Origin of the sequence: Pseudomonas sp. 58(2021) (genome assembly GCF_017491585.1) — a bacterium.
GTDB lineage: Bacteria > Pseudomonadota > Gammaproteobacteria > Pseudomonadales > Pseudomonadaceae > Aquipseudomonas > Aquipseudomonas fluorescens_BT.
Genome location: NZ_JAFGYZ010000005.1, coordinates 272,733 through 288,063 on the forward strand (window position 1 = coordinate 272,733; position 15,331 = coordinate 288,063).

Here is a 15,331-nt window from a genome sequence, read left to right on the forward strand (position 1 = left end):
GTGCAAACCGCTTTAAAACGTGGCGCCAACTCTATGTTCTGACAGGCGTTTTGCCCACGTATACGAAAAATTGACATTAAACTAGCACGACCAAAGACAACTTTACACCGTCTGTCTCATTGGCTTGCGCGATTATGTCGATTGGCCAGCAAGTCGAAGCCGGTAAATATGTCCTACAGACTACAAATACCTTTTCCGACAGCGCCGGCTCAGGCATCCACCATTGCCATCGCCTCCTCGACATCCACGGCTACCAGTCGCGAACAACCCGGCTCGTGCATCGTCACGCCCATCAACTGGTCAGCCATTTCCATGGCGATCTTGTTGTGGGTGATATAGATGAACTGCACGGTCTGCGACATCTCTTTGACCAATCGTGCGTAGCGTCCAACGTTAGCGTCATCCAGTGGTGCGTCAACTTCATCGAGCATGCAGAACGGTGCCGGATTCAACTTGAAGATCGCAAAAACCAGCGCCAGTGCGGTCAGGGCTTTTTCGCCGCCGGACAGCAAATGGATGGTGCTGTTCTTCTTTCCGGGCGGCTGCGCCATGATCGTCACCCCTGTATCGAGTAGATCTTCGCCCGTCAGTTCCAAATAGGCGCGCCCTCCACCGAAAACTTTCGGGAAAAGGGCCTGTAAACCGCCATTGATCTGATCAAAGGTATCTTTGAAACGGTTACGGGTTTCCTTGTCGATCTTGCGGATGACGTTTTCCAGAGTCTCCAGTGCTTCGACCAGATCGGCGTCCTGAGCATCCAGATAACGTTTACGCTCGGATTGTTGCGTGTATTCGTCGATCGCCGCGAGGTTGATCGCGCCCAGACGCTGAATGCGTGCGGCGATGCGTTCCAGTTCTTCTTCGGCCTCCTTCTCACTGGCCTCGGCGCTCAAGGTATTGAGCACGCCATGCAAATCGTAGCCGTCTTCCAGCAGTTGATCCTGCAGCGCCTTGCGGCGCACGGTCAGGGCCTGCCATTCCATGCGTTGCTGTTCGAGCTGGCCACGGATCAATTGCGATTGCTGCTCGGCCTGGGTCCGGCGCTTTTCCGCGTCGCGCAGTTCACGGTCGGCGTCTTCCAGGGCGATTTGAGCAGTCTTGAGTTCATCGTCGACGCTCATGCGCTTGTCGAGCAACTCTTCGAGTTTCAGGCGCAGCTCTTCCAGCGGTGCTTCGCCCTCCTCCAGATTAAGACTGAGCTGTTCACGTTTTTCAGTGAGGCGCTCGGCCTGCATCTCCAGCCGTTCAAGGGCCTGACGGGTCGAATCATGCTGCGCCCGCAGCGAGCCGAGACGCACGGCCAATTGATGGGCGTGGTCCTTGTGCTGACGGGCTTCCTGACGCACGCGATCCAGCCGCTCGCGCAGGCTGTCGCGCTGGGCCAGCAGCAATTCGCGCTGCTCGGTGTCGAGGGCCATGGCGTCGAGGGCGTCCTGCAACTGGATCCGCGCTTCGCCGATGCTTTCGTGCTCCAGCGCACGCTGCTCAGCGAGTTCGACCAGTTCCTCATCGAGACGGGTGCGGCGCAGGTTCAACTGTTCGGCCTTGGCTTTGCCGGCGGACAGCTGGGCTTTCAATTCGCCTTGTTGACGGGCCTCGTCTTGCAGCAAACGACGCAGATGTTCGCGGCCGTTTTCCTGCTGACGCTGTTGCGCGCGCAGGGTCTGCAAACGGGTTTCCATGGCCTCGACCGTGGCTTCGCGTTCTTCGCGCTCCAGATGCAGCGCTTCGATTTCCTGACCGCGCGCGAGCATGCCGCTTTCGGCTTCGCTGGCGCGGCGTACCCGCAGAAAATGCCGGCCGACCCAATAACCGTCGCGACTGATCAGGCTCTGCCCGGCGGCCAATTGACTGCGCAGGGCCAGCGCCTGTTCAAGGCTGTCGACCGGTTTGACCTGAGCGAGCCAGGGCGACAAATCGACCTGCGCCTCGACCTTGTCCAGCAGGCTGCCCGGCATGCGCACGCCGTCATTGCCGGGACTGAGCAAACGCAGATCGCCCTGGGCAAAACCGGACAGATCGAAACCATCGAAATCATCCACAAGCACCGCTTGCAGGTCGGCGCCGAGCACGGTTTCCACCGCCAGCTCCCAACCAGCCTCGACCTTGAGGCCTTCGGCCAGACGCGGACGCTCGGCAAGGTTGTGTTCCTTCAGCCATTCGGCGGTGCCGGTACCCGGATCGAGCGCGGCCTGCTGCAAGGCTTCCAACGATGCGAGGCGACCATTGAGGCGCTGCAAATCGCCCTGCGCCTGCTGCTGCGCAGTCAGTGCCTGCTGCAATTCCTGGCGCAGCTGCTCAAGCTTTTCGACCTGGGCTTCTTCGCTGGTCTGCAGATCTTCAAGGGTGGCCTCGGACTCGGCGAGCTGTTCGCTGAGTTCCATGATTGCCGCGTCTTCCGGATCGGCCGACAGCAGCGCCCGCTCTTCGCCCAGACGCTTTTGCCGATCAGCCAGACGCTCCATGCTGGTTTCCAGCTGCTGGATGCGCGACTGCTGCACTTCGGCCTGACGGCGCGGTTCGGCGGCGGTCAGGTTGAAGGCGTCCCACTGCTCCTGCCAGCCATGCATGACGGTTTCGGAATCTTCCAGCGCAGCGGCGGCTTCTTCGGCGGCGGCGTTGGTGATTTCCTGCTCGGGGGTCAGTTGATCGAGCTCTTCGCCGAGGGTCAGCAGCAACGTGCGGTCGTGGCCCAGGTGCGATTCGGTTTCGAGGCGCGCGCGTTCGGCTTCCTTCAAGTCGTCCTGCAACTGACGCAGACGCTGCTGACCGTGCTGGATGCTCTGCTCGACCCGGGCGATGTCGCCGCCGACCGAATAGAAGCGCCCCTGCACCAGATTGAAGCGCTCGGACAGGTCATGGTGACCGTCGCGCAGCCGCTCAATCGCCGCATCGGCGTTGCGTTGTTCTGCGACCAGCGCTTCGAAGCTGATTTCCTGGTTGCCGATGATCGATTCGCGCTGGCCCACCTGATCGTTCAGATCCTGCCAGCGCAAGGCCGACAGTTGCGCCTTGAGCTGGCGCTCTTCGGCCTTGAATTCCTGATACTTCCTGGCGGCCTCGGCCTGACGGTGCAAGCGTTCGAGCTGGCGTTCGAGTTCTTCGCGCAGGTCGGTCAGACGGGCAAGGTTTTCGTGGGTGCGGCGGATGCGGTTTTCGGTCTCGCGCCGGCGCTCCTTGTACTTGGAGATGCCGGCGGCTTCTTCGATGAAGTTACGCAGATCTTCGGGCTTGGACTCGATCAGCTTGGAGATCATCCCCTGCTCGATGATCGAGTAGCTGCGCGGGCCGAGGCCGGTGCCGAGGAAGATGTCGGTGATGTCGCGACGACGGCATTTGGCGCCGTTGAGGTAATAAGTGGTCTGGCTGTCGCGGGTCACTTTGCGGCGGATCGAAATTTCCGCGTACGCCGCCCACTCGCCCAGCAGCGTACCGTCGGAGTTGTCGAACACCAGTTCGATGCTCGCCTGGCTCACCGGTTTGCGGCTGGTCGAGCCGTTGAAGATGACGTCGGTCATCGACTCGCCGCGCAGGTTTTTCGCCGAACTTTCGCCCATCACCCAGCGTACGGCGTCGATGATGTTCGACTTGCCGCAACCGTTCGGCCCGACGACTGCCGCCATGTTGCTGGGGAAGTTCACCGTGGTCGGGTCGACGAAGGATTTGAACCCCGCCAGCTTGATGCACTTGAGCCGCAAGGTCAGGCAACCGTCAGGGCGGACACCACCAGATCGCAGCTGCGCTGGGCGTAAGCCGTCAGCACGATGCGGATCTGCGGCAGGTCACGGGCAAGGACGGCGGCCAGCAAGCGTTCGAACAATTCGAGGAACTCGCTCATCTCGGCCTTGCGCTGCTCCAGCGCGAGGAAGTACGCACGGCTCATGGCCGGTTGCAGGTTTTCGACGGTTTCCTGCAGATACGGGTTGTTGGCGAACGGGTACGCGGCGCGCATCACGTTGAAGCTGTCGTCGACGAAGGTGCGGATGTCCTGACGCTCGTAGCTGGCGGTCAGGCGTTGCTGGATCTGCACGAACGGCGCCATGTCGGCCTGGACTTGCCAGCCATTGGCCACTGCATTGCCGAGCAGGATGTACAGCTCGCTCATCAACGTGCACAGGCTCTGCACCTTGTGCGCCGTCAGCTCTGTGACGTGGGCGCCGCGGCGCGGCAGGATCGCGATCAGGTGACGGCGCTCGAGGATCAGCAAGGCTTCGCGGACCGAGCCGCGGCTGACGTTCAGCGCCAGCGTGACCTTCTGTTCCTGGATACGCTCTCCCGGCTTCATTTCGCCGCGAATGATCCGTTCGGCGAGGTGGTGAGCGATTTGCTCGGCGAGGCTGTCCGGCGCCTTGAACGTCATGGTTGTCCTTCAAACTCTTCGATCTGCACAAGCGGCGCAGTGTAGCGCAATGCGCGGTCATGGCGGAGTGCCCGCACAGCGGTTTTTGGCACGAATCCCGCAAAAAAGCGCTTGATCCAATGAGGGTCAATACTGAAGAGACACGTGGTTGAGCGACAAAACGGTTTTTCCTGACCTTTAAGTCAGAAAACCATTGACCGAAAAGTCAGACCTGCTAAATTCGGCTCAAGTCGCTCAACAACAATAATGAGTCTGCGAGGCCTTCCGTGATCCAGTTTTTACTTAACCAGGAACTCCGTAGCGAGCACGCCCTGGACCCGAACCTGACTGTGCTCAACTACCTGCGTGAACATGTGGGTAAATCCGGCACCAAAGAAGGCTGCGCCAGCGGTGACTGCGGCGCCTGTACGGTGGTGGTCGGCGAGTTGCAGACGGATGACGATGGCCGCGAGCACATTCGCTATCGCAGCCTCAATTCGTGCCTGACGTTCGTTTCGTCGCTGCACGGCAAACAATTGATCAGTGTCGAAGACCTCAAGCACAAGGGCGAACTGCACAGCGTGCAGAAAGCCATGGTCGAGTGCCACGGTTCGCAATGCGGTTTCTGCACCCCCGGTTTCGTGATGTCACTGTTCGCCCTGCAAAAGAACAGCGATGCACCGGATCAGGCCAAGGCCCACGAAGCGCTGGCCGGCAACCTCTGCCGGTGCACCGGCTACCGGCCGATCCTGGCCGCTGCCGAACAATCCTGCTGCGGCAAGCAACCGGACCAGTTCGACGCCCGTGAAGCGCAAACCATCGCCCGCCTCAAAGCCATTGCCCCGACATCGATCGGCGAACTCAACAGCGGCGACAAACGCTGCCTGGTGCCGCTGACCGTGGCCGACCTGGCCGATCTCTACGACACTTATCCACAGGCTCGGCTGCTGGCCGGCGGTACCGATCTGGCGCTGGAAGTCACGCAGTTCCACCGTACCCTGCCGGTGATGATCTACGTCGGCAACGTCGCCGAAATGAAGCGCATCGAGCACTTCGAGGATCGCATCGAAATCGGCGCCGCCACCGCCCTCTCCGACTGCTACGAAGCGCTGAACGCCGAGTACCCGGACTTCGGCGAGCTGCTGCACCGCTTTGCCTCCCTGCAAATCCGCAACCAGGGCACGTTGGGCGGCAACATCGGCAACGCTTCGCCGATCGGTGACTCGCCGCCCCTGCTGATCGCCCTCGGCGCGCAGATCGTGCTGTGCAAGGGTGAGACCCGCCGCACGCTGGCCCTTGAGGATTACTTCATCGATTACCGGGTCACCGCGCGTCAGGAAAGCGAGTTCATCGAGAAAATCATCGTCCCTCGCGCCACGGCTGAGCAGCGCTTCCGCGCCTACAAAGTCTCCAAACGTCTGGACGACGACATCTCTGCAGTCTGCGCCGCGTTCAACCTGCGGGTCGAGAACGGCGTGATCACCGACGCCCGCGTCGCCTTCGGCGGCATGGCCGCGATCCCGAAACGCGCCGCGCACTGTGAAGCCGTGCTGCTCGGCCAGCCGTTCAACAACGCTGTCATCGAGCGCGCCTGCACCGCGCTGGGCGAGGATTTCACCCCGCTCTCGGACTTCCGCGCCAGCAAGGAATACCGCCTGCTCAGCGCGCAGAACCTGCTGCGCAAATACTTCATCGAACTGCAAACACCGCACATCGAGACTCGGGTGACCGCTTATGTCTAACCATCACGGCGTAGAGAAAACGCAAGCTGAACTGGCCGAACTGTTCGCCAAAGACCTGACCACCGGCGTCGGCCGCAGCGTCAAGCACGACAGCGCCGCCAAGCATGTGTCCGGTGAAGCGCAGTACATCGATGACCGGCTCGAATTCCCGAATCAGTTGCACGTTTACGCACGGTTGTCGGATCGCGCCCACGCGAAAATCATCAGCATCGACACCAAACCCTGCTACGCCTTCGAAGGCGTGCGCATCGCCATCACCCACGAAGACGTACCGGGCCTGAAAGACATCGGCCCGCTGCTGCCAGGCGATCCGCTGCTGGCCATCGATGATGTGCAGTTCGTCGGTCAACCGGTGCTGGCCGTGGCCGCCAAGGATCTGGAAACCGCACGCAAGGCCGCCATGGCCGCGATCATCGAATACGAAGATCTGGAACCGGTGCTGGACGTGGTCGAAGCCCTGCGCAAACGCCACTTCGTGCTCGACAGCCACACCCATCAGCGCGGCGATTCGGCCAACGCCTTGGCCACGGCTGAACATCGCATCCAGGGCACGCTGCACATCGGTGGCCAGGAACACTTCTATCTGGAGACCCAGATTTCCTCGGTGATGCCGACCGAAGATGGCGGCATGATCGTCTACTGCTCGACCCAGAACCCCACCGAAGTGCAGAAACTGGTGGCCGAAGTCCTCGACGTGTCGATGAATAAAATCGTGGTCGACATGCGCCGCATGGGCGGTGGTTTCGGCGGCAAGGAAACCCAGGCTGCGAGCCCGGCTTGCCTGTGTGCGGTAATCGCGCACCTCACCGGCCAGCCGACCAAGATGCGCCTGCCACGGGTTGAAGACATGCTGATGACCGGCAAGCGCCACCCGTTCTACGTCGAGTATGACGTCGGCTTCGACAGCACCGGACGCCTGCACGGCATTGCGATGGATCTGGCCGGCAACTGCGGCTGCTCGCCTGACCTGTCGGCCTCAATCGTTGACCGTGCGATGTTCCACTCGGACAACTCGTACTACCTGGGCGATGCCACCATCAATGGTCACCGCTGCAAGACCAACACTGCGTCGAACACCGCCTACCGTGGTTTCGGCGGCCCGCAAGGGATGGTCGCGATCGAAGAAGTGATGGACGCCATCGCCCGTCACTTGAACCTCGATCCGCTGGCCGTGCGCAAGGCCAACTACTACGGCAAGACCGAGCGCAACGTCACCCATTATTACCAGACCGTCGAGCACAACATGCTCGAAGAGATGACCGCTGAACTTGAAGAAAGCAGCCAGTACGCCGAGCGCCGCGAAGCGATCCGTCGCTACAACGCCAACAGCCCGATCCTGAAAAAAGGCCTGGCGCTGACCCCGGTGAAATTCGGCATTTCCTTCACCGCCAGCTTCCTCAATCAGGCCGGTGCCTTGGTGCACGTCTACACCGACGGCAGCATCCACTTGAACCACGGCGGCACGGAAATGGGCCAGGGCCTGAACACCAAAGTCGCGCAGGTCGTGGCCGAAGTGTTCCAGGTGGAAATGGACCGCGTGCAGATCACCGCGACCAGCACCGACAAGGTGCCGAACACTTCGCCGACCGCGGCCTCCAGTGGCGCCGACCTGAACGGCAAAGCGGCGCAGAACGCTGCCGAGACAATCAAGCGGCGTCTGGTCGAATTCGCCGCGCGGCACTACAAGGTCAGCGAAGAAGACGTGGAGTTCCACAACGGCCACGTGCGGGTGCGTGACCACATCCTGACATTCGAAGCGCTGATCCAGCTGGCGTATTTCAACCAGGTTTCGCTGTCGAGCACCGGGTTCTACAAGACCCCGAAAATCTACTACGACCGCAGCCAGGCCCGTGGCCGGCCGTTCTACTACTTCGCCTTCGGCGCGGCGTGCTGCGAAGTGATCGTCGACACCCTGACCGGCGAGTACAAGATGCTGCGTACCGACATCCTCCACGACGTCGGCGCCTCGCTGAACCCGGCCATCGACATCGGTCAGGTCGAGGGTGGCTTCGTCCAGGGCATGGGCTGGCTGACCATGGAAGAACTGGTCTGGAACAATAAAGGCAAGCTGATGACCAACGGCCCGGCCAGTTACAAGATCCCGGCCGTGGCGGACATGCCGCTGGACCTGCGGGTGAAACTGGTGGAAAACCGCAAGAACCCGGAAGACACCGTGTTCCATTCCAAGGCTGTGGGTGAGCCGCCGTTCATGCTCGGCATCGCCGCGTGGTGCGCAATCAAGGATGCGGTGGCCAGTCTGGGCGACTACAAGCATCAGCCGAAGATCGACGCGCCGGCGACCCCGGAACGGGTGTTGTGGGGTTGCGAGCAGATGCGTCAGCTCAAGGCTGTGAAAGCCGTCGAAGCTGAAACCGAGCTGGCTCCGCTCTAGGACCGAGGCGCGGCCATCGCGAGCAGGCTCGCTCCCACATTTGGATGCATTCCCATGTGGGAGCGAGCCTGCTCGCGAAGAGGCCCGAACAGACAACGACAGATGTCGAGGTGAACATGTACAACTGGATCGACGCCCTCGCCGACCTGCAGAACCAGGGCGAACCCTGCGTTCTGGTGACGATCATCGAAGAGCTCGGCTCGACGCCGCGCAATGCCGGCTCGAAGATGGTCGTCAGTGCCCGCCAGACATTCGACACCATCGGTGGCGGGCACCTGGAATACAAAGCCATGCAGATCGCCCGCGAGATGCTCGCCAGCGGCAAGCAAGACACCCATCTGGAGCGCTTCAGCCTCGGCGCCAGCCTCGGCCAGTGCTGCGGCGGCGCTACGGTGCTGTTGTTCGAACCGATGGGCCAGGTGCAGGCGCAGATCGCTGTGTTCGGCGCCGGTCATGTGGGTCGCGCACTGGTTCCCTTGCTCGCCAGCCTGCCCTGCCGGGTGCGCTGGATCGACTCCCGGGAAGAGGAATTCCCCGAGCAGATTCCCCACGGCGTGCGCAAAATCGTCGCCGAAGAGCCTGTGGATGAAATCGACGACCTGCCGGCGGGCAGCTACTGCATCGTCATGACCCACAACCATCAGCTGGATCTGGAACTCACCGCCGCGATTCTCAAGCGCAACGATTTCACCTGGTTCGGCCTGATCGGCTCGAAAACCAAACGGGCCAAGTTCGAACACCGCTTGCGTGACCGAGGCTTCGACGCCAGTGTCGTGCAACGCATGCGCTGCCCGATGGGCATCAGCGAAGTCAAAGGCAAATTGCCTGTGGAAATCGCCATCTCCATCGCCGGCGAAATCATCGCCACCTATAACGCCAATTTCGGCCAGCACACCGCCAGCGCCGAACCGATTGCCAAACTGCTGCCGGTTTCGCGCCGCAGTCAGGCCGCCACACTCAAAGCCTCAAACTGATTAGAGAACCCTCATGCCTCTGACTCGCAAAGCCTACCGCGCCGCCATCCTGCACAGCATCGCCGACCCTGCCGAGGTCGGCATCGAAGCTTCCTACGAGCATTTCGAGGACGGCCTGCTGGTGGTCGATGGCGGCAAGATCAGCGCCCTCGGCCACGCCAGCGAGCTGCTGCCGACGCTGCCAGCGGATATCGAGATCACGCATCACCAGGATGCGCTGATCACCCCGGGCTTCATCGACACCCACATCCACCTGCCGCAGACCGGCATGGTCGGCGCCTACGGCGAACAGCTGCTGGACTGGCTGAACACCTACACCTTCCCGTGCGAAAGCCAGTTCGCCGACAAGGCCCACGCCGATGAGGTCGCGGACATCTTCATCAAGGAACTGCTGCGCAACGGCACCACCACGGCCCTGGTGTTCGGCAGCGTGCACCCGCAGTCGGTGAACTCGTTCTTTGAAGCGGCCGAGAAGCTGGACCTGCGGATGATCGCCGGCAAGGTGATGATGGACCGCAACGCGCCGGACTACCTGACTGACACCGCTGAATCCAGCTACACCGAGAGCAAGGCGCTGATTGAGCGCTGGCACGGCAAGGGTCGCCTGCATTACGCCGTGACCCCGCGCTTCGCCCCGACCAGCACTCCGGAACAACTGACCCTCGCCGGGCAGTTGCTGACTGAATACCCGGATCTGTACATGCAGACCCACATCAGCGAGAACCTCAAGGAAATCGAGTGGGTCAAGGAGCTGTTCCCGGAGCGCAAAGGCTATCTGGACGTCTACGACCACTATCAGTTGCTCGGCGAGCGCTCGGTGTTCGCCCACGGCGTGCACCTGTGCGACGAAGAATGCGCGCGCCTGGCACAAACCGGTTCGGCGATCTCGTTCTGCCCGACGTCGAACTTCTTCCTTGGCAGTGGCCTGTTCAACCTGCCGATGGCCGAGAAGCACAAGCTGAACGTCGGGCTCGGCACTGACGTCGGCGGTGGCACCAGTTTCTCGCTGCTGCAGACCCTGAACGAAGCCTACAAAGTGATGCAGCTGCAAGGTGCGCGCCTGAGCCCGTTCAAGTCGCTGTACCTCGCCACCCTCGGCGGCGCGCGAGCGCTGCGCCTGGAAGACAGGATCGGCAACCTGCAACCGGGCTCCGACGCCGACTTCCTGGTGCTGAACTACAACGCCACGCCGCTGCTGAGCTATCGCTTGAAGCAGTCAAACAACATTGCCGAGACGTTGTTCGTGCTGATGACGCTGGGCGATGACCGCACTGTGGCCCAGACCTACGCGGCAGGTGCACTGGTACACCAGCGCTGAGTTTCCCCCAAGGCAAAAAAAATCCCCCGAGAGCGTTCAGCTCCGGGGGATTTTTATTGCCTGTCAGGACGCCTTCGCGAGCAAGCCCGCTCCTACAGGGGGAATGCATTTCAAATGTGGGAGCGGGCTTGCTCGCGAAGGCCGCGACTCGGTGCCGGTCAGAGCTTGGCCGCCGGACGCCCCGGCTTCCTGGTCTGCAACAGATGCGAGAACACCGCATGCAGATCGTCCGAAGCACTTTCCTCATCGAGGTTGAGTTTGCTGTCGATGTGATCCATGTGATGCATCATCAAATCTACGGCCAGCTCACCGTTGCGCGCTTCGATGGCGTCGATCAACTGGGTGTGCTCGTCGTAGGAACAGTGCGAACGGTTGCCGCTTTCATATTGCGCAATGATCAGCGACGTCTGTGAAACCAGGCTGCGCTGGAAGCTGATCAACGGCGCATTTTTCGCCGCTTCGGCCAGTTTCAGGTGGAATTCGCCGGAGAGACGGATACCCGCGCCGCGGTCGCCACGGGAGAAGCTGTCGCGTTCGTCGTTGACCATCTGGCGCAGTTCGGCGATCTGCTCGGCGGTGGCGTGCTGCACCGCCAGCTCGGTGATTGCGCGCTCCACCAGACGCCGGGCGAGGAACACCTGACGCGCTTCTTCAACGCTCGGGCTCGCCACCACCGCGCCACGGTTCGGCCGCAACAGCACCACGCCTTCATGGGCCAGACGCGAGAGCGCGCGGCGAATGATGGTGCGGCTGACCCCGAAAATTTCCCCCAGCGCTTCTTCGCTCAACTTTGTACCGGGCGCCAGGCGTTGTTCGAGGATGGCCTCGAAGATATGCGCATAGACGATATCGTCCTGGGTTCCGCTGCGGCCGGCTTTGCCTGCTCGCGGTTGTTTCTTGAGGGGTTGCAACTGTTCGTTCATGGGCACTCGAGTCGGGAAGAACGGCGGCGAATTGACCGTGACTGTAATACGGCACAGTGGGTCGCTGGCAAGTATCGCGTAAAAAACAGCGCGATTGTACACAATGGAAGGTGGCAACACGACTGTACGGCTGTTTGTGACTTCGGCTGTATTGCAACGCATCGTTACGTTTGAGTTTAGGCTTAAACCCGAAATCCGTGGCTTGAACAAGGAACGCCGCTGTCATGAACGAAATCACCCACACCCGACTGCGCCCCTTTGCGGACACATCGCCCTCCGCCATCGTCGCCGGATTCATCGCGATGATGACCGGCTACACCAGTTCGTTGGTGCTGATGTTCCAGGCCGGGCAGGCCGCGGGCCTGAGCAGCGGGCAGATTTCCTCGTGGATCTGGGCGATCTCCATCGGCATGGCGGTGTGTTCGATCGGCCTGTCGCTGCGCTATCGCACGCCGATCACCATCGCCTGGTCGACACCCGGCGCAGCCCTTCTGATCACCAGCCTCGGCGGCGTCACCTACGGCGAAGCCATCGGCGCCTACATCACCTGCGCGGTGCTGGTGACGATCTGCGGTCTGACCGGCAGCTTCGAACGCCTGGTGAAAAAAATCCCCGCCTCCCTTGCCGCCGCATTGCTGGCGGGGATTCTGTTCAAGATCGGCAGCGAAATCTTCGTCGCTGCGCAGCACCGTACCGGCCTGGTGCTGGGGATGTTCTTCACTTATCTGGTGGTCAAGCGCCTGACGCCGCGTTATGCGGTACTCGCTGCGCTGCTGATCGGCACCGCGCTGTCGGGCTTCATGGGGCTGCTGGATTTCAGCAGCTTTCATCTGGAAGTGGCAACGCCGGTCTGGACCACGCCGCACTTTTCTCTCGCCGCGACCATCAGCATCGGCATTCCGTTGTTTGTCGTAGCGATGACCTCGCAGAACATGCCCGGCGTCGCCGTGCTGCGCGCCGACGGCTATAACGTCCCGGCCTCGCCGTTGATCACCACCACAGGCATTGCCTCGCTGCTGCTGGCGCCATTCGGTTCTCATGGCATCAACCTGGCGGCCATCAGCGCGGCGATCTGCACCGGGCCCCATGCCCATGAGGATCGCAACAAGCGTTACACCGCGGCGGTGTGGTGCGGGATTTTCTACGGGATTGCCGGGGTGTTCGGCGCCACGCTGGCGGCGTTGTTTGCCGCGCTGCCCAAGGAACTGGTGCTGTCGATTGCCGCGCTGGCGCTGTTCGGTTCGATCATCAACGGCTTGAGCATTGCCATGACCGAAGTGAAGGAACGGGAAGCGGCGCTGATCACTTTCATGGTCACGGCGTCGGGGCTGACGCTGTTTTCCATCGGTTCGGCCTTCTGGGGGATTGTCGCGGGAGTGTTGACCTTGCTGATCCTCAACTGGCGCAAGGCCTGATGCCTGATTAAAAAGCAGGCATAAAAAACGGCGACCCCAGGGTCGCCGTTTTTTTTTGCATCACTTGGCCGCGTTGATCGGCTTTTCCGGATACCAGACGTCCAGCAGCGGGCTGATTTCAGTAGTGGTCAGCTCGGAGCGGGTTTTCAGCCAGGCTTCAACGGCAGCGCGCTGCTCTTCGGAAACCGAGCCACGCTTCTGCAGGCAAACCAGACCGAAGTCTTCGCCGCCGACATAGCCCAGACCGTTGGCTTCCATGGCTTCTTTGATGAATGCTTCGAGGAAAGCGTCAATGGCTTCTTCGGACAGGTCTTCTTTGAAGCCCAGGTTCAGTTCGAAACCCAGCTCTTGAAATTCATCGACGCACAGTTTTTTGCGCAGACGCTGGGAACGGTTAGTCGCCATTGGAACAATCCTCTTAAGTAATAACGGCCGGCACTTTACCAGTTTAAGGCGGCGATTGCCCGCCTATCCGGGACGTGCGTACGACCGCCCGTAAAAAAATAACCCATCGGGCCCCTTGGGAAAGGCACAAGCTGTTACACCTTGGGGCATAATGCCGACACTTTCATGACCACTGAGGGCCTTTTCATCCATGTCCTCGTCTTTTTCCCCCTCGGCTGTAGGGTTTTATTTCATATGATCAAATCGTTGCGTCCCCTGCTCCTGGCCGGTCTTCTTCTGCCGCTGGCCTTGCCCGTCTCCGCTGCCACCATCAACACCGCCCTGACCCCCAACGTCGAAAAAGCCCTCAAGGCCAGCAAGCTGCAGCCCACCGCCCTGTCGCTGGTGATGGTGCCGCTGGACGGCCCGGGCACGCCGACCGTGTACAACGCCGACGTGTCGGTCAACCCGGCCTCGACCATGAAACTGGTGACCACCTACGCCGCACTGGAAATGCTCGGCCCCAACCACCAGTGGAAAACCGAGTTCTACACCGACGGCGACCTGAGCGGCGGCATCCTTAACGGCAACCTCTACCTCAAGGGCGGCGGCGATCCAAAGCTGAACATGGAAAAACTCTGGCTGCTGATGCGCGACCTGCGCGCCAACGGCGTGACCCAGGTCACCGGCGACCTGGTGCTGGACCGCAGCTTCTTCATACAACCGCAGCTGCCGGAATTCAATGATGACGGCAATGACGAGAACAAGCCGTTCCTGGTCAAGCCGGACTCGTTGCTGGTCAACCTCAAGGCCCTGCGTTTCGTGGCCCGCAATGACGGCGGCCGGGTGCTGGTTTCAGTAGAACCGCCGATTGCCAGCATCAAGATCGAGAACACCGTCAAGGCCCTCAACTCCAAGCAATGCACCGGTGGCGTGCGCTACAACCCGGTGACACAGGCCGATGGCAGCGTGACCGTGACCGTTGCCGGTCAGTTGGGTGAAGGCTGCAGCTCGCAGACTTATCTGTCGCTGCTCGACCACGCGACCTACACCGCCGGTGCCGTGCGGGCGATCTGGAAGGAACTGGGCGGCAGCATCCAGGGCAAGGATCGTCTGGCGCCAACGCCAAGCAGCGCCAAAGTGCTGGCCCGCGCCTTCTCGCCGGATCTGGCGGAAATCATCCGCGACATCAACAAATACAGTAACAACACCATGGCTCAGCAGTTGTTCCTGAGCCTGGGCCAGAAATTCCGCAACGAAGCCGATGGCGATGATGCCAAGGCCGGGCAACGGGTGGTGCGCCAGTGGCTCGCGAGAAAAGGCATCACCGCGCCGCATCTGGTCATGGAGAACGGTTCCGGCCTGTCCCGTGCCGAGCGGGTCAGCGCCCGGGAAATGGCCGCGATGCTGCAGGCTGCGTGGCACAGCCCTTACGCTGCCGAGTACATCAGCTCGCTGCCGATTGCCGGCATGGACGGCACCATGCGTAAACGCCTGAAGACCACCGCCGTGCGCGGTGAAGCCCACGTCAAGACCGGCACCCTGAATACCGTGCGCGCAATCGCCGGCTTCAGCCGCGACGTCAATGGCAACACATGGGCCGTGGTGGCGATCCTCAACGACAAGGCGCCTTTCGGTGCATCGTCGGTGCTGGATCAGGTGCTGCTGGATCTCTACAAACAGCCGCGAGCGACGCAAACCGCTTCGGTCTTGTAAGCACACCACAAAACACTGTGGGAGCCAGCCTGCTGGCGATGGCGGAGTGTCAGTCACTGGATCATTGACTGAACTGAAGCGATCGCCAGCAGGCTGGCTCCCACACGTTTAGTGCCTAGTTCATCTGC

At 61.3% G+C, this 15,331-nt stretch carries 10 protein-coding genes; 6 read left to right on the forward strand and 4 right to left on the reverse strand.

Annotated features, from left to right (window positions below; genetic code table 11):
* Positions 1-209 precede the first annotated feature (209 nt).
* Both smc and J5M72_RS08300 read right to left on the reverse strand, forming a co-directional pair.
* On the reverse strand, positions 210-3,698 hold the full coding sequence (smc, locus tag J5M72_RS08295) for a chromosome segregation protein SMC (protein WP_169429576.1): 3,489 nt from the start codon (positions 3,696-3,698) through the stop codon (positions 210-212).
* Between the two features lie 2 nt (positions 3,699-3,700).
* Positions 3,701-4,360, reverse strand: coding sequence for a GntR family transcriptional regulator (locus tag J5M72_RS08300; protein ID WP_065259722.1), 660 nt, complete (start codon positions 4,358-4,360; stop codon positions 3,701-3,703).
* Between the two features lie 266 nt (positions 4,361-4,626).
* Here J5M72_RS08300 and xdhA point away from each other — a divergent pair, with 266 nt between their 5' ends.
* From xdhA to guaD, 4 genes are all read left to right on the forward strand, one after another.
* Positions 4,627-6,081 (forward strand): xanthine dehydrogenase small subunit, encoded by a 1,455-nt coding sequence (gene xdhA / locus J5M72_RS08305; protein WP_207865112.1) that lies wholly within the window; start codon positions 4,627-4,629, stop codon positions 6,079-6,081.
* Complete coding sequence (gene xdhB, locus J5M72_RS08310; RefSeq protein ID WP_207865114.1) at positions 6,074-8,473, forward strand: xanthine dehydrogenase molybdopterin binding subunit; 2,400 nt, start codon at positions 6,074-6,076, stop codon at positions 8,471-8,473. The genes xdhA and xdhB overlap by 8 nt, the downstream gene beginning before the upstream one ends.
* A 116-nt stretch (positions 8,474-8,589) precedes the next feature.
* Positions 8,590-9,447: a xanthine dehydrogenase accessory protein XdhC gene (gene xdhC / locus J5M72_RS08315; protein ID WP_169429573.1), complete on the forward strand. Its 858-nt coding sequence runs from the start codon at positions 8,590-8,592 to the stop codon at positions 9,445-9,447.
* Positions 9,448-9,460: 13 nt separating this feature from the next.
* On the forward strand, positions 9,461-10,765 hold the full coding sequence (gene guaD / locus J5M72_RS08320; protein WP_207865116.1) for a guanine deaminase: 1,305 nt from the start codon (positions 9,461-9,463) through the stop codon (positions 10,763-10,765).
* Positions 10,766-10,923: 158 nt separating this feature from the next.
* Here guaD and J5M72_RS08325 read toward each other — a convergent pair whose 3' ends face one another.
* On the reverse strand, positions 10,924-11,688 hold the full coding sequence (locus J5M72_RS08325; protein WP_065259727.1) for a GntR family transcriptional regulator: 765 nt from the start codon (positions 11,686-11,688) through the stop codon (positions 10,924-10,926).
* Between the two features lie 224 nt (positions 11,689-11,912).
* Between J5M72_RS08325 and J5M72_RS08330 the strand changes: the two genes are divergently transcribed.
* On the forward strand, positions 11,913-13,103 hold the full coding sequence (locus tag J5M72_RS08330) for a benzoate/H(+) symporter BenE family transporter (protein WP_207865118.1): 1,191 nt from the start codon (positions 11,913-11,915) through the stop codon (positions 13,101-13,103).
* 60 nt (positions 13,104-13,163) lie between these two features.
* On the opposite strand, the gene J5M72_RS08335 is transcribed toward J5M72_RS08330, so the two are convergent.
* The gene (locus J5M72_RS08335; protein WP_085711916.1) at positions 13,164-13,508 is read right to left on the reverse strand and encodes a YggL family protein; all 345 of its coding nucleotides are present in this window, start codon (positions 13,506-13,508) and stop codon (positions 13,164-13,166) included.
* A gap of 234 nt (positions 13,509-13,742) precedes the next feature.
* Here J5M72_RS08335 and dacB point away from each other — a divergent pair, with 234 nt between their 5' ends.
* Positions 13,743-15,203, forward strand: a complete 1,461-nt coding sequence (dacB, locus tag J5M72_RS08340) for a D-alanyl-D-alanine carboxypeptidase/D-alanyl-D-alanine-endopeptidase (protein ID WP_207865121.1) — start codon at positions 13,743-13,745, stop codon at positions 15,201-15,203.
* Positions 15,204-15,331 lie beyond the last annotated feature (128 nt).